15 protein-coding genes are annotated in these 18,028 nt (G+C 60.5%); 13 read left to right on the forward strand and 2 right to left on the reverse strand.

What is annotated here, in order from left to right; translation table 11 throughout:
- From trpD to AACQ95_RS08795, 6 genes are all read left to right on the forward strand, one after another.
- A complete protein-coding gene (gene trpD / locus AACQ95_RS08770; protein WP_043134228.1) occupies positions 1-1,014 on the forward strand; it encodes an anthranilate phosphoribosyltransferase in 1,014 nt (337 codons plus the stop codon).
- Positions 1,014-2,534 carry a bifunctional indole-3-glycerol-phosphate synthase TrpC/phosphoribosylanthranilate isomerase TrpF gene (trpCF, locus tag AACQ95_RS08775; RefSeq protein ID WP_241278351.1) on the forward strand — a complete coding sequence of 507 codons (1,521 nt, stop codon included), beginning with the start codon at positions 1,014-1,016 and terminating at the stop codon, positions 2,532-2,534. The genes trpD and trpCF overlap by 1 nt, the downstream gene beginning before the upstream one ends.
- Before the next feature lie 67 nt (positions 2,535-2,601).
- The gene (gene trpB, locus AACQ95_RS08780; RefSeq protein WP_098983376.1) at positions 2,602-3,795 is read left to right on the forward strand and encodes a tryptophan synthase subunit beta; all 1,194 of its coding nucleotides are present in this window, start codon (positions 2,602-2,604) and stop codon (positions 3,793-3,795) included.
- The gene (gene trpA, locus AACQ95_RS08785; RefSeq protein ID WP_241278352.1) at positions 3,792-4,598 is read left to right on the forward strand and encodes a tryptophan synthase subunit alpha; all 807 of its coding nucleotides are present in this window, start codon (positions 3,792-3,794) and stop codon (positions 4,596-4,598) included. Before trpB ends, trpA begins: the two co-directional genes overlap by 4 nt.
- 908 nt (positions 4,599-5,506) lie before the next feature.
- Positions 5,507-7,312, forward strand: coding sequence for a DEAD/DEAH box helicase (locus AACQ95_RS08790; RefSeq protein ID WP_241278353.1), 1,806 nt, complete (start codon positions 5,507-5,509; stop codon positions 7,310-7,312).
- Positions 7,313-7,786: 474 nt separating this feature from the next.
- Positions 7,787-8,476 carry a TIR domain-containing protein gene (locus AACQ95_RS08795; RefSeq protein ID WP_241278354.1) on the forward strand — a complete coding sequence of 230 codons (690 nt, stop codon included), beginning with the start codon at positions 7,787-7,789 and terminating at the stop codon, positions 8,474-8,476.
- Positions 8,477-8,665: 189 nt separating this feature from the next.
- Here AACQ95_RS08795 and AACQ95_RS08800 read toward each other — a convergent pair whose 3' ends face one another.
- Positions 8,666-9,199 carry a metal-dependent hydrolase gene (locus AACQ95_RS08800; RefSeq protein WP_241278355.1) on the reverse strand — a complete coding sequence of 178 codons (534 nt, stop codon included), beginning with the start codon at positions 9,197-9,199 and terminating at the stop codon, positions 8,666-8,668.
- A gap of 280 nt (positions 9,200-9,479) precedes the next feature.
- On the opposite strand from AACQ95_RS08800, the gene AACQ95_RS08805 reads away from it, so the two are divergent.
- Complete coding sequence (locus AACQ95_RS08805) at positions 9,480-9,773, forward strand: helix-turn-helix domain-containing protein (protein ID WP_039216115.1); 294 nt, start codon at positions 9,480-9,482, stop codon at positions 9,771-9,773.
- Positions 9,757-11,073, forward strand: coding sequence for a HipA domain-containing protein (locus tag AACQ95_RS08810; RefSeq protein ID WP_241278356.1), 1,317 nt, complete (start codon positions 9,757-9,759; stop codon positions 11,071-11,073). Before AACQ95_RS08805 ends, AACQ95_RS08810 begins: the two co-directional genes overlap by 17 nt.
- Before the next feature lie 90 nt (positions 11,074-11,163).
- Here the strand turns inward: AACQ95_RS08810 and AACQ95_RS08815 are convergent, their stop codons facing one another.
- A complete protein-coding gene (locus tag AACQ95_RS08815; protein WP_241278357.1) occupies positions 11,164-12,375 on the reverse strand; it encodes a NupC/NupG family nucleoside CNT transporter in 1,212 nt (403 codons plus the stop codon).
- 552 nt (positions 12,376-12,927) lie between these two features.
- On the opposite strand from AACQ95_RS08815, the gene AACQ95_RS08820 reads away from it, so the two are divergent.
- The 5 genes from AACQ95_RS08820 (at position 12,928) to tauD (ending at position 17,790) form a co-directional block, all read left to right on the forward strand.
- Positions 12,928-14,031: an ElyC/SanA/YdcF family protein gene (locus AACQ95_RS08820; RefSeq protein ID WP_241278663.1), complete on the forward strand. Its 1,104-nt coding sequence runs from the start codon at positions 12,928-12,930 to the stop codon at positions 14,029-14,031.
- A 317-nt stretch (positions 14,032-14,348) separates the two neighbouring features.
- Positions 14,349-15,323, forward strand: a complete 975-nt coding sequence (gene tauA, locus AACQ95_RS08825) for a taurine ABC transporter substrate-binding protein (RefSeq protein ID WP_241278358.1) — start codon at positions 14,349-14,351, stop codon at positions 15,321-15,323.
- A 27-nt stretch (positions 15,324-15,350) separates the two neighbouring features.
- Positions 15,351-16,118 (forward strand): taurine ABC transporter ATP-binding subunit, encoded by a 768-nt coding sequence (gene tauB / locus AACQ95_RS08830; protein ID WP_241278359.1) that lies wholly within the window; start codon positions 15,351-15,353, stop codon positions 16,116-16,118.
- Positions 16,115-16,942 (forward strand): taurine ABC transporter permease TauC, encoded by an 828-nt coding sequence (tauC, locus tag AACQ95_RS08835; RefSeq protein ID WP_241278360.1) that lies wholly within the window; start codon positions 16,115-16,117, stop codon positions 16,940-16,942. Before tauB ends, tauC begins: the two co-directional genes overlap by 4 nt.
- The gene (tauD, locus tag AACQ95_RS08840; RefSeq protein WP_241278361.1) at positions 16,939-17,790 is read left to right on the forward strand and encodes a taurine dioxygenase; all 852 of its coding nucleotides are present in this window, start codon (positions 16,939-16,941) and stop codon (positions 17,788-17,790) included. Before tauC ends, tauD begins: the two co-directional genes overlap by 4 nt.
- Positions 17,791-18,028 lie beyond the last annotated feature (238 nt).

The following is an 18,028-nucleotide window of genomic DNA, read 5'->3' on the forward strand; positions in this document are numbered from 1 at the left end:
ATGCATCATCATCTCAACACCCTCTATCAGGGTCAGTCTCTGAGCCGTGAAAGTACCCGCGATGCCTTCGGCCAGGTGGTACGTGGCGAAGTGGATCCCATAGTGCTGGCGAGCCTTCTGACCGCCCTCAAGATCAAGGGGGAGACCCCGGAGGAGATCGCCGGCGCCGCCGAGGCCCTGCTGGCGGAGGCGCGCGACTTCCCCCGTCCGGACTACGAGTTTTGCGACATAGTCGGTACCGGTGGCGATGGCCTCAACACCATCAACGTCTCCACCACCTCGGCACTGGTGGCCGCCGCCTGCGGCCTGAAAGTGGCCAAGCACGGCAACCGCTCGGTATCGAGCAAGTCGGGTTCGAGCGATCTGCTGGACAAGATGGGCATCAAGCTCGACATGAGCCCGGCGCAGGCGCGCCACTGTCTGGATGAACTCGGCATCTGCTTCCTGTTCGCCCCCCAGTACCACGCCGGAGTGCGCCACGCCATGCCGGTGCGCCAGGCCCTCAAGACCCGCACCCTGTTCAACGTGCTGGGGCCGCTCATCAACCCCGCTCGCCCCACTTATCAGCTGATGGGTGTCTATGCCCCCGAGCTGGTGCGCCCCATCGCCGAAACCCTGCTGGCACTGGGTCTGAAAACCGGTATGGTGGTTCACGGCGCCGGGCTCGACGAGATTGCCATCCACGGCCCGACCCAGGTGGCCCAGATCCGTGACGGCGAGATCCGCGAATTCATGATCACCCCGGCGGACTTTGGCCTGGAGACCTATCCAGTCAGCGCCATTCAAGGGGGCGAGCCTGAAGAGAACCGCGCCATCACGGCCGCCATTCTGGCAGGGAAAGGCACCCCGGCTCACAACGCCGCCATCGCCGCCAACGTGGCCCCCCTGCTGCTGATGGCAGGCAAGGCCGCAGATCTCAAGAGCGCGGCGGCCCAGGTGCTGGCGGTGCTGGCGAGCGGCAAGGCAGCCGAGCTCGCCGCCCGGCTCGCCACCCTGAGCCATCAGGAGGCATGATGTCAGCCACTAACCAGCACGGCACTCACTCAGGCACTAGCTCAGATCGCCCGCAGGGCAGTACCCAGTTTCGCAAGGATAACGAGATGTCAGACCTTATTGCCCCCCATGCCTTCCTGAACATGGCCTCCATCAACCAGACCATTCTCGGCAAAATAGTAGCGGCCAAGCAGGAGTGGGTCGCCGCCCGCAAGCTGGCCCAGCCACTGGAGAGCTTCCAGAGTGAACTGGTAGCAAGCGATCGGGATTTTGTCGGTGCGCTCAAGGCCGGTTCCACCCGCTTTATTCTGGAGTGCAAGAAGGCCTCCCCCTCCAAGGGCCTGATCCGCGACGATTTCAGCCCGGAGGCCATCGCCGACATCTATGGCAAATACGCCACCGCCATCTCGGTACTGACCGACGAGAAGTTCTTTCAGGGGGATTTCGCCTTCCTGCCGCGAGTGCGCGCCAGGGTCAGCCAGCCGGTGCTCTGCAAGGATTTCATGATTGACCCCTATCAGCTCTATCTGGCCCGCCACTATCAGGCCGACGCCATACTGCTGATGCTCTCCGTGCTCACCGACGAGGGCTATCGCGCCCTGTTTGCGGTGGCCAGGGAGCTGGGTCTCGGCGTGCTCACCGAGGTGAGCAATGAAGAGGAGCTGACCCGCGCCATCGCGCTGGGCGCCCCCGTGATTGGCATCAACAACCGGGATCTGCGGGACTTGAGCGTCGATCTCAACCGCACCAAGCAGCTGGCCGCCCGCATCCCGGCCGATCGAGTCGTGATCAGCGAATCCGGTATCAAGGATCGCACCCAGGTGGCCGAGCTGCGCCACCATGCCAAGGGCTTCCTGGTGGGCTCCTCCCTGATGGAGGAAACCGATCTGGAGGCCGCGGTACGCAAACTGGTGCTGGGCCAGAACAAGGTGTGCGGCCTGACCAGGTCCGAAGATGCCGCCGCCGCCCATCAGGCTGGCGCCGTGTTCGGCGGCCTCATCTTTGTGGCGAAAAGCCCGCGCTACGTGGACATTCCCGCCGCCCGCACCGTGATGGCGGGCGCGCCGCTCTCTTACGTCGGGGTATTTCGCAACGCCCAGCAAGAGACCATTGCCAAGACGGTGGAGGCCCTGGGGCTGGCCGCGGTACAACTGCACGGGGAGGAAGATGCCGCCTATATCGACAACCTGCGCCCACTGCTGCCGGCGACTTGCCAGATCTGGAAAGCCGTAGGCGTCTCTCTCGGCAAAGAAAGCGGCGAACCCCTGCCCGCCCTCGACTATCCGGCCGATCGCCTGTTGCTGGATACAAAAGTGGGCAGCCAGAGCGGCGGCACAGGTCAGGCGTTCGACTGGGCCATGCTAGCCACTCTCGACAAGAGCAAACTGATGCTGGCAGGCGGGCTCAATCCCGACAACGCCCTGCAGGCGGCCCAGGTCGGCTGCCTCGGCCTTGATTTCAACTCCGGGGTAGAGAGTGCCCCGGGCCAGAAAGATGGCCACAAACTCACCGCAGCCTTCGCCGCCCTGCGCGCGCTCTAAGGCCGCCACTGAATCTATGTGTCGTTTTTGATGTTCCGTTTTTGACTCAAGGTATAAGGAAGAAACCATGACCCTGCTTAACCCGTTTTTTGGTGAATTTGGTGGCATGTATGTGCCCCAAATCCTCATCCCCGCCCTGCTCCAGCTGGAGAAGGCCTTCGTCGATGCCAAGGAGGATCCGGCCTTTATCGCCGAATTTCAGGAGCTGCTGACCGAGTATGCCGGTCGCCCGACCCCGCTTACCCTGACCCGCAACCTGACCAAGGGCACCAAGACCCGCCTCTACCTGAAACGTGAAGACTTGCTGCACGGCGGTGCCCACAAGACCAACCAGGTGCTGGGTCAGGCGCTGCTGGCCAAGCGGATGGGCAAAACCGAGATCATCGCCGAGACCGGCGCCGGTCAGCACGGCGTCGCCACAGCGCTGGCCTGTGCCCTGCTCGGCCTCAAGTGCCGGGTCTATATGGGTGCCAAGGATTGCGAGCGCCAGAAGCCCAACGTATTTCGCATGAAGTTGATGGGCGCTACCGTCATTCCGGTGCACTCCGGCTCATCCACCCTCAAAGATGCCTGCAACGAGGCGCTGCGTGACTGGGCTGCCAACTACGACAACGCCCACTATCTGCTCGGCACCGCCGCCGGTCCGCACCCCTTCCCCACCATAGTGCGGGAGTTCCAGAAGATGATCGGCGAAGAGGCCAAGGCCCAGTGCTTCAAGAAAGAGGAGCGGCTGCCCGATGCGGTAATCGCCTGCGTCGGCGGCGGTTCCAACGCCATCGGCATGTTTGCCGACTTTATCGACAACCCTGAGGTGCGCCTCATCGGGGTCGAGCCGGGTGGTCACGGCATAGAGAGCGGCGAGCACGGTGCGCCGCTGGGTCACGGCAGCAAGGGGGTCTTCTTTGGCATGCACTCCTACCTGATGCAGGACAAGCAGGGGCAGATTCAGGAGTCCTACTCCGTTTCGGCGGGGCTAGACTTCCCCTCCGTCGGCCCGCAGCACGCCCATCTGGCCTCCATCGGCCGCGCCGAGTATGTCTCCATCACCGACAAGGAGGCGCTGGACGCCTTCCAGGAGCTGGCCAAATCCGAAGGGATCATCCCGGCGCTGGAATCCTCCCACGCGCTGGCTCACGCCCTCAAGATGGCCCGCAGTGAACCGGAAAAAGAGCAGGTGCTCATCGTCAACCTCTCCGGCCGTGGCGACAAAGATATCTTTACCGTCGCCGACATTTTCGAGAAAGAAGGAACCTTGTCATGAATCGCTACGCACAACTCTTCTCCCGTCTGGACGCCGTCCATCAGGGCGCCTTCGTGCCGTTCGTGATGCTGGGTGACCCCACCCCCGAATTGTCGCTGGCCATCGTTGATGCGCTGGTCGCAGGGGGCGCCGATGCCCTCGAACTCGGCATTCCCTTCTCCGATCCGGTGGCGGACGGCCCCACCATTCAGGGCGCAGCCCTGCGCGCCTTCGAGAGCCACACCACCCCGGACGACTGCTTCGAGCTGCTCGGCCGCATCCGTGCCAAGTACCCGCAACTGCCCATTGGCCTCTTGGTCTATGCGAATCTCGTTTATGTGCGCCAGATCGACGGTTTTTATGAGAAGTGCCAGCAGGCGGGCGTGGATTCGGTGCTGGTCGCCGACGTACCGGTGCAGATGTGTGCCCCCTACAAGGCGGCCGCCGACAAGTTCGGCATCGACAGCATCTTTATCGCCCCGCCCAACGGCGACGCCGAGACCCTGAAACAGGTGGCGGAGCTTGGCAGTGGTTACACCTATCTGGTGAGCCGCGCCGGTGTGACAGGCGCCGAGACCAAGGCCGGCATGCCGGTGGATGGCCTGATCAATACCCTGCGCGAGTTCAAGGCGCCCCCCGCCCTGATCGGCTTTGGCATCAGCGAACCGGCTCAGGTGCGTGAAGCCATCAAGGCCGGCGCCGCCGGTGCCATCTCCGGCTCCGCAGTGGTGAAGATCATCGAGACCCACCACAAGAACCCGGAGCATATGCTCACTCGTCTGAAAGAGTTTGTAGAAGGGATGAAGGCCGCGACCAATCGATAAGGGATGGCATTAGTCAAATGCCATTGGCCGTGTCTGAGGAAAGGGAGCCTGATAGGCTCCCTTTCTATTTCCTGCTTGTTGCCGCTCCCAGCGTCTTTGTCCCCTCTCCCCTTGGGAGAGAGTCAGGGTGAGGGAACCCATAATCCCCCGGCGTTATCGAATCGTAGGTTCGAATAGCGCAGCGTATTCGGACGTTCGCGGATTGGATGTGATGGCGCGGCTTCACCGCGCAAGACGCGAGTGCTTCGCCCTCGACAGGGTTTCGCCCGCCCTTCTGGCGTGGGCGAGTGACTTTTCTTTGCGTGGCCAAAGAAAAGTCACCAAAAGAAAGGCCACCCCCGCCAAGCCGCCCGCCTGCGGCGGGTTCCCGCATCTCGCTCTCTGGGTCGGACGGAACGCCGCAGATGGTACATCCCTGTACCAACTGCGGCTGCGCCGTCATCCCTGACGGCGCTCCTGACCCACAGAGTTCGACTCGGCGGCTTGGAGGGGGATCAAGACAAGACAGTGCCAGCCCTAAGCTCGCGTCTAACTGCAAACAAGCTCCCTCTCCCTCTGGGAGAGGGTATTTCCGCATTCTCTGCTGAAACAATGACTCACTTAAAATATCGATTGCTCACTAATTAATTGAGCCAACTCAGGTTTCTATCAACTTCCTCTTTCCATGTCTCAATCAGGCCCCTTAAGATGGCAATCGACAATATATCTCTCGGGAGAGCTCCATGGCAGCGATTGTTGCTATCTCACAGGTGAGAAGCAGTGGGCTGGGAGCTGAAATTCAGGGGCGGTAGTCTCTAACGACGGGGCCTGTGACTTACGTGGCCTTGCACACGCCATTTTGGTCGTATCTCGTATGATCCGCTCGGCCGTTGTGACGCAGTACCCTAAACCCCAACAAAAGGATCCATATGACCAATCCATTTCAGAACCGCGAGCCACACATCGAGAATAACGAACGTATCCGCACTCCCCAGAAAGGCGTGTTCCGCGCGCTAAACGAGGTTTTCACGGCGGGTGGCGGGGAGCGTGAGTTCGCAGTAATACTCCCAGTCGGATGTGGCAAGTCCGGGAGCATCACGATATCGCCTTTTGCCTTCCGCTCACGGCGGACGCTGGTGGTCGCGCCAGGCGTGGCCATCGCTCAGCAGTTGGCCAGTGATTTCGACCCGTCCAATCCGAACATGTTCTACCAGAAGTGCGCGGTGCTCGTCGGCGCGCCCTATCCTGAGCCGGTCGAAATCCGAGGGACGATGACCAACCTGACTGATTTGAACGAAGCGCACGTCGTCATTACTAATATTCAGCAACTCCAAGGCGGAGACTCGAACCGCTGGCTGCGCCAACTACCGGCCGACTACTTCGACCTGATTCTCGTCGATGAGGGTCACCACGGTGTAGCCGACAGCTGGCAGGCTCTCAAGGCGCAGTTTCCCGAAGCGCAGATCGTCAACTTCAGCGCGACGCCGATGCGCGCCGATGGCCAGCTCATGGAGGGGCGCGTCATCTATACGTACCCTATTTTCGAAGCGATCCGCGAAGGCTATGTCAAACGCCTTAAGGCCGTACAGTTGAACCCTCGCACGCTCCGGTATGTGCGCCGAGAAGACGGTCAGGAGATCGAGGTAGGGCTTGACGAGGTACGCCGGCTGGGTGAGGAGGACGCCGATTTCCGCCGCAGCATCGTAACTTCTACCGAAACGCTGAACACTATTGTGGATGCTTCAATCCGAGAGCTGCACCGGCTGCGCGAGGAGACTGGCGAGGCCCGACTGAAGATTATCGCCTCGGCCCTAAACTACGAACACTGTCGGCAAGTCGTCGAAGCCTATGTCGCACGTGGTCTGCACGCTAGTTATGTGCATTCGCGAGAGAACGCGCCGGCGAACCAGAGAGTGATGCAACGGTTGGAAAACCATGAGCTCGATGTGATCGTCCAGGTGCGCAAGCTCGGTGAAGGGTTCGACCATCCGTACCTGTCCGTGGCCGCCGTGTTCAGCATCTTTAGTAATCTGTCCCCGTTCGTTCAGTTCGTCGGTCGCATCATGCGCGTCATTCGGCAGAACGCTCCCGGCGACGTCCTCAACCAAGGCGTCGTCGTGTTCCATGCTGGCGCGAACATCGCCAGACGCTGGGCTGACTTCCAGGAGTTTAGCGAGGCCGACCGGGACTATTTCGACCAGTTGCTGCCGGTGGAGGAAGTCGATCCAGATCATGCCCCCATCGAGCGACAGGTGGAGCCGGTACCCCATGATTTGGACGGCGTGGAGGTGCGCAGTCAGTCCGAGGTGCACATCGAGGAAATCCCCTTGCTGCATGACGATGCGGCCTTGGCCGCCCTGCGCGTGCTCCAAGATCGCGGTTATACCATGGACGATGTCGCCGCCGCATACCAAACCCTGCAGCCGGTACCAGTCACCCGCGTCCGCCAGCGCCAGGCGATGCGAGACGGGCTTCCAGCACGTGTGAATACGGTGGCGGCCGGGATTCTCGGCGAGAGAGACATCAACCCTAATGGTCACGAGCTTGATACAAAACGTCTCGGCAGAACGAACTTGATCGTGATGATTGCAGCCATCAATCGTCAGGTTAATACCTTTGTCGGTATGAGAGCGGGACAACGGCACGAGTTCTCGCGCGAGATGCTCGAACGGATTGACCAAGGATTCGACAGCATAGTCACGGCAGCTGTAGTGGAGGTGTTCGGTGGCAATTAAGTCTCTAGTAACCCATGTCGAGATAGATACCGCTGGCAAGGCCCATAACTGTCAAGCCAGTGCCAAGCACCGTATCGAGAAGGGCGATGTGCGCCTGAAGGTCAGAAACGACCGGAGTTGGGATCACTACTGCCTAGACTGTGCGAAGAAAATAATTGGACGGGACATAGAGAAGCTGCTGGCGATCCAAGACATGCTGCCTCCGGCGTAGCGGCGATCAAAAAGATCGCCACATGGAACTCTTCGGCTGTAGCTTTGCAGGAGTTTGGCATCGCCGACTCGTGCTCTATGTTTTTATGCTGGGGAAATCTTATAGTAAGAAGAAGACAAACGAACACATTTGGATATCAGAGGCTGCTTAGTATTGTCATGATGTAACTTTTTCGTGGCAATTATTAGGCGGGACGAAGTTATACGGAATACACTGCTGTCGGACTACTGCAGCTTTGTTAAATGGCAATGGGAGAGCTTTGAGTGAATTTAGAGAAAGTACAGGAAATACTTGTTGCCAAGGGATATATGGTTGATGAAATAAAATCCATTGGCTATGGGCAACAAATTAAGTTCACCAATGGTTCGTCGGTGAATGTATACGACTCAGGAAAAATTGTAGTAGGCGGAAAAGAACAGGAAAACGTAAAAGCGTTGCTTGGGCTTACCCCTGGGGGACAACCAGTAGCAGCACCAACGGCAGGGATAGTTAGAGGCAATAACAAAGTTTTCGTCGTGTACGGTCATGATGAGCCTGCCCGAACCCAGTTAGAGGCTATGTTGCGCCGCTGGGGCATGGAGCCACTGATACTCGATCAGCTTCCCTCAGAAGGTCAAACTATTATCGAAAAGTTGGAAGCCTACACAGCTGATGTCCAATTTGCAGTAGTTCTTGCTACGCCAGATGATAAAGGGCATAGGGCACAGCACGCGGATGAGTCGGCTTACAGAGCAAGGCAAAATGTGGTGCTAGAACTGGGTATGTTGCTTTCCAAGCTCGGTCGTAAGCGAGTAGCAATTTTATTAAAACAGCAAGAAAACATGGAACGTCCATCAGATATTCAAGGGCTAATTTATATTCCATTTAAAGATGATCTTGCTAAAGAAGCTGGTCTTATCTTGGCAAAAGAAATGTGTGCTCAAGGCTACAACATTGACGTTGCACGAATCTAGATTGCCATTTAAAAAGCAACAGCACTCGGACGGCGCTACGCGCCGCCGGTGTGCTGCTCGCTAGAAACAAGAAATCTGTCCCCTATTTTTCTGAGCAAAACATTGCAGCCAGAGCCCAAAAGATGGGTGTCCAAGCTTTTATTTGTTGCTCAGCCACGATATATCCAACAACTCTCCTCAACCCCGCCACTACCGCTCCCTTCTCCACACCCGCCACCCCACCAAGATAAGCATCAGCACAACCCCCGGCAGCCATACCCAGTAGAGCTCGGAGAGGATCACTGCTTCGCCTCGGGCAGTGAGATAGGCCTCCAGCTTGAAGGGGGCCACCCGGATCACCTGCCAGAGGGCGAAGAAACGCTCGTCACGCCACGGCCAGAGCCAGCCAACCCCCTTGCCGCCTGTGGTGAGGGAATCGAGCAGGCAGTGGGAGAGCAGAGAGACTAGCAAAAACGACCAGACGGTGGCGGCGCTGGCCCTAAGCTGGCCGTGAAACAACATGGCCAGCGTGGGCAGGGCAAAGGCGAACAGCAGGGAGTGGGTAAAGCCGCGGTGGCCAAAGACATGGCCGTAGGCGACCCCCAGCTTGAAGGCAAGCACATCGGCATCGGGCAGCATGGCGATGGCAACCCCCGCCAACAGCAGACGTGGCGGGATGATCCGGCTGCCAAGCCCGAGCCCAAGGCAGAGGGGGACGGCGGCGTGGGTGACTATGGTGGGCATATCGTAAAGCTCCAACTGAAAACTGGTGCCTACCCTATCCCCGCTCAGTGAAGTGAAGGTGAAGTGCAAGGCTGCTCTGCAAGCAACACCCTCCCGGCCCCTCAGTCATCCCCCAGACCATCCCTAACCACCTCTTCTGTTCTAAAAAGTGAACCTCTCTACACTTTTCTCTCGCAAACAGCACCTAGACCATAAAAAGTGCACCATCGTACACTTTTTGTTGCTGTTTGCTCTTACCATGGGTTAAGGTGTAATAACCTACACTTTTTCCGTGATCATGATGGCAGACACATCGTTGCAAACCGGCCCGAAAGAACTGGATCCCGCCTCGCTGGGGCTGGCGATACGCGATAGGCGCAAGGCCGCCAGGATGACGCAGGAGGTGACGGCTTCACTGTGCGGCATATCCAAAAAGACCCTGATCAAGATTGAGAAGGGTGGGGATGTCTACCTCTCTACCCTATTGCAGGTGATGAAGGCGCTGGGGCTGCGCTTGCAACTGGTGCAGGAAGTGGGTTCACAGGTAACGAGCGGCAACAGCCAACCAGAGGTCGGTGATGATGAGTGGTTCTGAGCACCATCGGCTTGAACTTCGGCTGGGTAACCAACTGATCGGCCATCTCGAATATGACTCCAGCCGGGATGCGTTTCAGCTCGGCTATCTGCCAGAGTGGCAAGCGCATGGATTCCCGCTTTCACCACCGCTGGCGCTGGATGGCTCGGCCAGCAGCGCCCAGATCCGGGCATATCTCGGCAACTTGCTGCCAGAAAATCGCGGGCTGGAGCACCTGATTGAGGCGCTATCCGTTTCGCGCAGCAATCTCTTTGCCCTGATCCACGGCATTGGCCGCGATGTATCCGGAGCTGTCACCTTTACCCTGTCCGCAGAGTCCGACATTCCCACCCACTTTCGCCCCATCACCCCAGAGGAGTTGATGCTGCGACTCGATCAGCCCGAGATCTGGCCGCTGGAAGTCTGGGATGGTCGCCCCCGACTCTCGGTTGCGGGTGTGCAGGCCAAGCTCAACGTGCTGCGACTCGAGGGGGCGCTGGGATTTGGCGAGGGCGAACTCTGTTCCACCCACCTCCTCAAGTTCGAGCATCACCCTCATCTTGTGATCAATGAATTTGTGACCATGCGGCTGGCCGCGTTGCTGGGCATGCCGGTCGCACAGGTTGAACTGCACACATTTGGTCAAGATGAGAAGTCCCACCGAGGCTTGCTGGTGGAACGGTTTGATCGGCGTCTTGATGAAGATGGCTTGAGGGTTCGCCGTCGCCACATGATCGACGCCTGTCAGGGGCTAGGGTTCCCCGTCACGCGAAAATATGAACGCAACTTCGGTGACGGGCGGGATGTGGCCCATATTAGGGAAGGGGTGAGCCTGCCACGACTGTTCAGCCTCAGCGCCCTTTGTGTCAATCCGGCGCAAGCCAGATTGAACATGCTGCAATGGCTGCTCTTCAACCTCTGCGTCAACAACCATGATGCCCACGGCAAGAACTACAGCTTCTTCGTCTCGCGGGCAGGGCTGACGCCCACCCCCTGGTACGATCTGGTCAATGTGGGGCTTTACCCCGAGTTCAACCAGCATCTGGCCATGGCCATAGGCGACGAGTTTGCCCCCGAGGCGATCAACGCATGGCAGTTGCTGGAGATGGCCGAGGCGTGTGATCTGCCCAAACGCCTGTTGCAACAGACCTTGCACAAGATGACCAACGACATCCTCCTTCATCTGGATACCGCCATCGCCATGGTTGAGACAGACAATCCCGCAGAGCTGGCTTATCTGGCACGCTACCGAGACGACGTTGAGCGTCGCTGCCGCCATTTTCAGGAACAGGCTGCGCTGTTACCCGACCTGCATCTGTAATCAGTCCAACGAAAAAGACCCCCTCTCGCCCAGCGGCAAGAGGGGGTCTTTTGTTTTTGCCGCTAGCTAACCGGCTATTGCGTCACGCTATCAGGCCAGCGAGACAAAGATCCCGGCCAGGGTGGCGCTCATCAGGTTGGCCAGGGTCGCCGCCAACACCGCCTTGAAGCCCATATTGGCCACATCGTGGCGGCGCTCCGGCGCCATGGTGCCGATGGAGCCAAGCTGCACCGCAATGGAGCCCAGATTGGCGAAACCGCACAGCGCGAAGGTGATGATGATCTGGGTGTGGGCGCTCAGATCGGCCTTGATATTGGCAAAGTCCAGATAGGCGACGAACTCGTTCATGATCACCTTCTGACCAATCAGGGAGCCTGCCGCCATCATCTCGCTGGCGGGCACACCAATCAGCCAGGCCACCGGGGCAAACAGATAACCCAGCAGCTGCTGCAGGGAGAGATGGGCCCAGCCGAACCACTCGCCTACCGTGGTGAGACCGGCGTTGATCATGGTGATGACGCTGACAAAGGCCAGCAGGATGGTGCCGATGGCCACCGCGATCTTCATGCCGCTCATGGCGCCGCCCGCCAGGGCATCGATGGCGTTGCTGTAGTCGCTCTTGTCGAGGGTGATCTCGGCCTGATCGCTCACCTGCTGCTGCTCCGGCACCAGCAGTTTGGCCATCAAGAGGCCACCCGGCGCGGCCATGAAGGAGGCGGCGATCAGGTATTTAAGATCCACCCCCAGACCGGCATAACCGCCCAGCACGGAGCCCGCCACCGAGGCCATGCCGCAGGTCATCACAGCAAAGAGTTCGGAGCGGGTCATGCCGGCGAGGAAGGGGCGGATAAGCAGCGGCGACTCCCCCTGCGAGAGGAAGATATTGCCGGTGGCCACCAGGGATTCGGCGCGGCTGGTGCCGAGCAGGCGGTGCACGGCGCCGCCCAGCACCCGGATCACCCACTGCATGATGCCGAAGTGGTAGAGCACGGCGATCAGCGCGCTGATAAAGATCACCAGCGGCAGCACCCGCACGGCGAAGATAAAACCGTTGCTGGCGAGATCGCCAAACACGAAGCGGATGCCACTGTCGGCAAAGCCGAGCAGGGCGGAGACGCCATTGCTCATGGCACCGAGCATGATTTGTCCGGGGGGGAAATAGAGCACCAGGGCGGCAAAGCCGGTTTGCAGGGCGAGCGCCCCAAGCACGGTTCGCCAGCGGATGGCACGGCGGTTTTCACTGGCCAGCCAGGCGATAAACATCAGGGCCAGCATACCGACCAGACTCAATAACAGTGTCATCTTGCACCTATGAAGAGAGGAGTTTCATATGGCAAGTCTGCAGACAGGCGTCGCGGGAGAACCGGCGGGAGAGGTGCCGACCCACGCGACACGCAGACCACAAACCTACAGGTTAGTGGCGGGTCCCATCCTGGGGTCATTCACGTTCCGGGTGACAGCATGTATCGGGTGACGCCAGCGCCGTCGCAGGGGGAGATGCGACCGGGTGGCAGGTCGGGCGGCGATGCTACAGTGATCGCCGTCACAGAAAAAGCGGTAAAACGATTGGCTTAGGCAACTTTTTCACCCCGGACAGGGGCTCGCCCGAAAACGCGGCAGGATTGACCCGCAAGTGAGCACAAGCCCAATGAGCGCCAGCCAGCAGGGTCCAGCAGCTCGGCAGACGGCACAGGAGAGAGGCACAGACCCCATCCCCGGATAACCGAATCGGTTCACGTTTTTTTCATCTGAAAAGGAGTAGAGTAGGCAATCACCAAGTTTATGTTTTTATTGGAAAAGCCCCTACGGGTCATGCAATGGCATAGCGCCCTTAACCCCAAGTGGAACGCCATGATGAAGAAAACCGCGATTGCCCTGACCCTGGCCAGCCTGTTGGCGCTGCCAGTGTTTGTCTCCACCAATGCTTGGGCTGCTCCGGTGCGCTCCCTGCAAAAGGAGCAAAACTACGACCAGTACATCAGCAAGCGCCAGGTGGTGGATCAGCTGCTGGCAGATGCCTGGCAGATCTTCAAGTCGCCGGCCCGCATCTCCACCGCCGGCTTCACCGCCAAGATGCCGAGCAACATGGAGCAGGTCACAGAGCTGCTGCTGCAGGCCTATCAGCTCGAACCCTATCGCACCGACCTGTTGATCTCGGCGGCCAACGCCCAGATCTACAACGGCAACGTGGACAAGGCCATAGGCCTGTTCGAGCAGGCGCTCAGCACGGCGCCGGACGACATAGATCTGCTCACCTACCTGGCCACCTGGCAGACCTTCAAGCAAAACCCCAGTGCCGCCCAGGCATACCAGAGCAAGCTGGCGACCCTCAATCCCGGCCGCGCCGCCGATCTGCAGCGCATCCTGGATACGGTGGCCCGCGTCAACGCCACCCCGCTCAAAGAGCAGGGGGAGCGTTCACCCAAGCCGGGCAACCGGGCCATCGTCACCCTGGGCTATGCCCTCAATCCCGATGGCAGTATGCACGACATACTGCTGGGCCGACTGGAAACCACCCGCTCCCTGGCCCAGGCCAACCCGGCGGCGCTCATCATACTGACCGGCGGCGTGCCCCAGAACCGCCAGACCGAGGGCAAGCTGATGGCGGACTGGCTGGTGAAGAAGGGCATAGATCGCTCGCGCATCATAGAGGAGAACTACGCCACCAGTACGGTGGAAAACGCCCTCTACAGCGGCTACGCCCTCGCCCGCCACCAGATCCAGTACGCCACCCTGGTGAGCTCGGCCAGCCACGTGCGCCGGGGCCAGACATTGCTGGAGATCGCCTGCTGGCAGAGCGGCCCGGCCGGGATCCAGATAGACAGCGTCAGCTACCCGGACAAGTCGCTCTCGACCCTGGCCAAGGTGAGCGACAGCGAGTTGCTCGGTATCTACCGCGATGCGCTGCGCACCTATGGGCTGTGGAGCTACCGCTCGGCCCCGCTGATCGAGCGCTGATTAGCGCACCAGAGCGTTCACCGAACATCAGACCCGCCAATATGGCGGGTCTTTATTATTGCCAGCAATATAACTCGTTCAATATTCATAAATCGGGCAAGCATAGCCATAAACCTGTATTGGATGCTGACAATATCAGCCTGCCATTGCCAAGCGGCGGATATCAATCCCTCATATTGAGATATATAAATAACCGCATTGCGTTACCGTTCTTTTTCTAAGAACCATAACTCATCACCCATATATTTTTATTCTTTCATTGTCGCCCGGATAAATGGAAATACTGCGGCTCCATTACCCCGATACGGAGCAGTACCATGACAGGAAAAGGATATTCCCTCTGGCTGGCGGCCCTCGCCATCATCAGTTTGCAGGCCAACGCCGTCGAGGTGACGGTGGCCTATCAGACCTCCGCCGAGCCGGCCAAGGTGGCCCAGGCCGACAACACCTTTGCCCGCGACAGCGGTGCCGAGGTGAAGTGGCTCAAGTTTGACAGTGGCGCCAGCGTGGTGCGGGCGCTCGCCTCCGGCGACGTGCAGATAGGCAACATAGGCTCCAGCCCGCTGGCGGTGGCCGCCAGCCAGCAGGTGCCCATAGAGGTGTTCCTGCTCGCCTCCAGGCTCGGCAACTCGGAGGCGCTGGTGGTGAAACCGGATCTCTCCTCCCCCCAGGCACTGACCGGCAAACGCATCGCCGTGCCTTTTACCTCCACCACCCACTACAGCCTGCTGGCCGCCCTCAGACACTGGGGCCTGGATCCGGCCAGCCTGCAGATAGTGAATCTGCAGCCACCGGCCATCATAGCCGCCTGGCAACGGGGTGACATAGATGGCGCCTACGTCTGGGCACCGGCCCTCAATGAACTGACCAGGGAGGGCAAGATACTGACCGACTCGGCCCAGGTGGGTGAATGGGGCGCCCCCACGCTCGATGTATGGGTAGTGCGCAAGGAGTTCGCCAAGGCTCACCCCGAGGTGGTGCAGGCCTTCGTCAACAGTACCCTGGCGGCCCAGCGCGGCTATCTGGAAAACCCGGCAGGCTGGCTGGCACAGCCGGACAACCTCGCCAAGCTGGCAAAGCTGAGCGGCGTACCCGCAGCAGAGGTACCCGGGCTGGTCAAAGGCAACACCTACCTGACTGCCCGCAAGCAGAGCGACGAGCTCGCCGCGCTGGTGAACCGGACCATAGTGGACACGGCCCGCTTCCTCAAGGAGCAGGGCAAGGTGCAGACCGCCGGCAGCGATTACAGCCAGTACGTGACCGACCGTTTCGTCAAGGCCCAGGCCCGCTGAACGACCCCAAATGACCAGGAGGCCGCCATGCTGCAACTCACTCACCTTTGCGCCGACTACGACGGCAGACGGGTGCTCGACAACATCAACCTGACGCTGGAAGCGGGGGAGCTGATGGTGGTACTCGGCCCTTCCGGCTGTGGCAAGACCACCCTGCTCAACCTGATCGCGGGCTTTCTCACCCATCATCAGGGCCAGATCAGCCTGCAGGGCAGGCCGGTGACCGGCCCCGGCGCCGAGCGGGGTGTGGTGTTCCAGCACGAGGGGCTGCTGCCCTGGCGCAACATGCTGGACAACGTGGCCTTCGGGCTGCAGCTGGCCGGCCTGCCCCGCCCCGAGCGCGAGGCCAGGGCGCGGGCCATGCTGCGCAAGGTAGGGCTGGAGGAGGCCCACGCCAAGCCCATCTGGCAGCTCTCCGGCGGCCAGCGCCAGCGGGTCGGCATAGCCCGCGCCCTTGCCACCCAGCCGCAACTGCTGCTGCTCGACGAACCCTTCGGCGCCCTCGATGCCTTCACTCGCGAGCAGATGCAGACCCTGCTGCTGCGCCTGTGGCACGAGCAGCGTCGCCAGGTACTGCTCATCACCCACGACATAGAGGAGGCGGTATTCATGGCCACCGAGCTGGTACTGCTCTCCCCCGCCCCGGGCCGGATCACAGAGCGGCTGACCCTGGATTTTGGCCGCCGCTTCGCCGCCGGTGAGTCGTGCCGCAGCATCAAGTCGGATCCGGCCTTCATCGAGCGGCGCGAGTATGTGCTGGGCCGGGTCTTCGCCGAGCGGGAGGTGTTTGCATGACGGCCGCCCTCTCCTCCTCGGCGGTCCCCGCCAAGGTGCGCCTGCGCTGGCCCCTGCCACGCAGGCTTGGCTTGAGCCTGCTTAGCCTGACCGCCCTGCTGGCCCTCTGGTGGCTGGTGGCCCGGCTCGGGCTGATAAGCCCGCTGTTTTTGCCGCCCCCCGAGCAGGTGCTGCACCAGTTCATCACCATAGCCGGGCCGCAGGGCTTCATGGATGCCACCCTGTGGCAACACCTCGCGGCCAGCCTGCAGCGCATCCTGATCGCGCTGACGGCGGCGGCCCTGTGCGGGGTGACTGTGGGGATTGCCATGGGTCTGAGCCCCACGGTGCGCGGCATGCTGGATCCGCTGATCGAGCTCTACCGACCGGTACCGCCGCTCGCCTATCTGCCGCTCATGGTGATCTGGTTTGGCATAGGCGAGACCTCCAAGGTACTGCTCATCTATCTCGCCATCTTCGCGCCGGTCGCCATGGCAACCCTGGCGGGGGTACAGAGCGCCCAGCAGGTGCGGCTGCGGGCCGCCCGGGCACTGGGCGCCACCCGCTGGCAGGTGTTGTGGCACGTCATCCTGCCCGGCGCCCTGCCGGAAATCTTGACCGGGCTGCGCATCGGGCTCGGGGTCGGCTGGTCCACCCTGGTGGCGGCCGAGCTCATCGCCGCCACCCGCGGCGTGGGCTTCATGGTGCAAGCCGCCGGCGAGTTTCTCGCCACCGACGTGGTGCTGGCGGGCATTCTGGTGATCGCCCTGATCGCCTTCATTCTGGAACTTGGTTTACGTGCGCTGCAGCGTCGCCTGACGCCGTGGCATGGAGAAGGACTATGAGCAATACCCTGCACATCACCCCCCTTGGCCCCCATATCGGCGCCGAAGTCAGCGGCATCCGTCTGGCCGGACCCTTGAACGAGATCCACTTCGAGCAGCTCCATCAGGCCCTGTTGATCCATCAGGTGCTGTTCTTTCGGGATCAGCCCATCACCCCCCTGGCTCAGCGGGCGCTGGCCAACCGCTTCGGCGATCTGCACATCCACCCCGTCTATCCCCATGCGCCCGAGGCCGAAGAGATCATAGTGCTCGACACCCACCACGAGAATCCGCCGGACAATGACAACTGGCATACCGATGTGACCTTCATAGAGACGCCACCGGCGCTGGCCATCCTGGCCGCCAAGCAGTTGCCGCCGGTCGGCGGTGACACCCTGTGGGCCAGCGGCATCGCCGCCTTCGAGGGGCTCTCCCCCAGGCTGCAACAGCTGCTGGCGGGACTGGAAGCCGAGCACGACTTCAGCAAGTCGTTCCCGGCCCATCGCCACAACGGCAGCCCGGCGGAATATGGACGCTGGCAGGAGGCGGCGGCCCGCCACCCGCCCCTGCGCCACCCTGTGGTCCGCACCCATCCCCTGAGCGGCCGCCAGGCGCTGTTCGTCAACGAAGGCTTCACCACCCGCCTGCCCGATCTGCTTGCGCGGGAGAGCGAGGCGCTGCTTGCCTTCCTGTTCGCCCACATCACCAAACCCGAGTATCAGGTGCGCTGGCGCTGGCAGGAGAACGACATCGCCATCTGGGACAACCGGGTCACCCAGCACTATGCCAACGCCGACTATCTGCCTGCCCGGCGGGTGATGCACAGGGCCACCATACTGGGAGACAAACCCTTCTGGCGGGCCTGGTGAGCACGCGGGTATAACCGGCACTCCCTTCATGCCACATGGCCTGTTTAGCGACATTTATTGATCCCGATAAAAATAACGGGGCGCTATGCGGGCCATTATTTTCAAACAACCCAGTTAATGACGCCGAATTATTTTCACCGACATACATTGAAATATTTCCATACAATTACCCACTGCTATTTTTTTGAGTCCATCACGTAACATGCCCGGGTTCAGGCAATATGATGGAAACAAAAAA

It is taken from the genome of Aeromonas sp. MR19, assembly GCF_963899305.1.
GTDB lineage: Bacteria > Pseudomonadota > Gammaproteobacteria > Enterobacterales > Aeromonadaceae > Aeromonas > Aeromonas bestiarum.

What these genes read in the sequence shown, in the direction of transcription:
- trpD (WP_043134228.1), top strand. Translation starts at nt 1, where the DNA reads ATGCATCATCATCTCAACACCCTCTATCAGGGTCAGTCTCTGAGCCGT.
- trpCF (WP_241278351.1), top strand. Translation starts at nt 1,014, where the DNA reads ATGTCAGCCACTAACCAGCACGGCACTCACTCAGGCACTAGCTCAGAT.
- trpB (WP_098983376.1), top strand. Translation starts at nt 2,602, where the DNA reads ATGACCCTGCTTAACCCGTTTTTTGGTGAATTTGGTGGCATGTATGTG.
- trpA (WP_241278352.1), top strand. Translation starts at nt 3,792, where the DNA reads ATGAATCGCTACGCACAACTCTTCTCCCGTCTGGACGCCGTCCATCAG.
- AACQ95_RS08790 (WP_241278353.1), top strand. Translation starts at nt 5,507, where the DNA reads ATGACCAATCCATTTCAGAACCGCGAGCCACACATCGAGAATAACGAA.
- AACQ95_RS08800 (WP_241278355.1), bottom strand. Translation starts at nt 9,199, where the DNA reads ATGCCCACCATAGTCACCCACGCCGCCGTCCCCCTCTGCCTTGGGCTC.
- AACQ95_RS08805 (WP_039216115.1), top strand. Translation starts at nt 9,480, where the DNA reads ATGGCAGACACATCGTTGCAAACCGGCCCGAAAGAACTGGATCCCGCC.
- AACQ95_RS08810 (WP_241278356.1), top strand. Translation starts at nt 9,757, where the DNA reads ATGATGAGTGGTTCTGAGCACCATCGGCTTGAACTTCGGCTGGGTAAC.
- AACQ95_RS08815 (WP_241278357.1), bottom strand. Translation starts at nt 12,375, where the DNA reads ATGACACTGTTATTGAGTCTGGTCGGTATGCTGGCCCTGATGTTTATC.
- AACQ95_RS08820 (WP_241278663.1), top strand. Translation starts at nt 12,928, where the DNA reads ATGAAGAAAACCGCGATTGCCCTGACCCTGGCCAGCCTGTTGGCGCTG.
- tauA (WP_241278358.1), top strand. Translation starts at nt 14,349, where the DNA reads ATGACAGGAAAAGGATATTCCCTCTGGCTGGCGGCCCTCGCCATCATC.
- tauB (WP_241278359.1), top strand. Translation starts at nt 15,351, where the DNA reads ATGCTGCAACTCACTCACCTTTGCGCCGACTACGACGGCAGACGGGTG.
- tauC (WP_241278360.1), top strand. Translation starts at nt 16,115, where the DNA reads ATGACGGCCGCCCTCTCCTCCTCGGCGGTCCCCGCCAAGGTGCGCCTG.
- tauD (WP_241278361.1), top strand. Translation starts at nt 16,939, where the DNA reads ATGAGCAATACCCTGCACATCACCCCCCTTGGCCCCCATATCGGCGCC.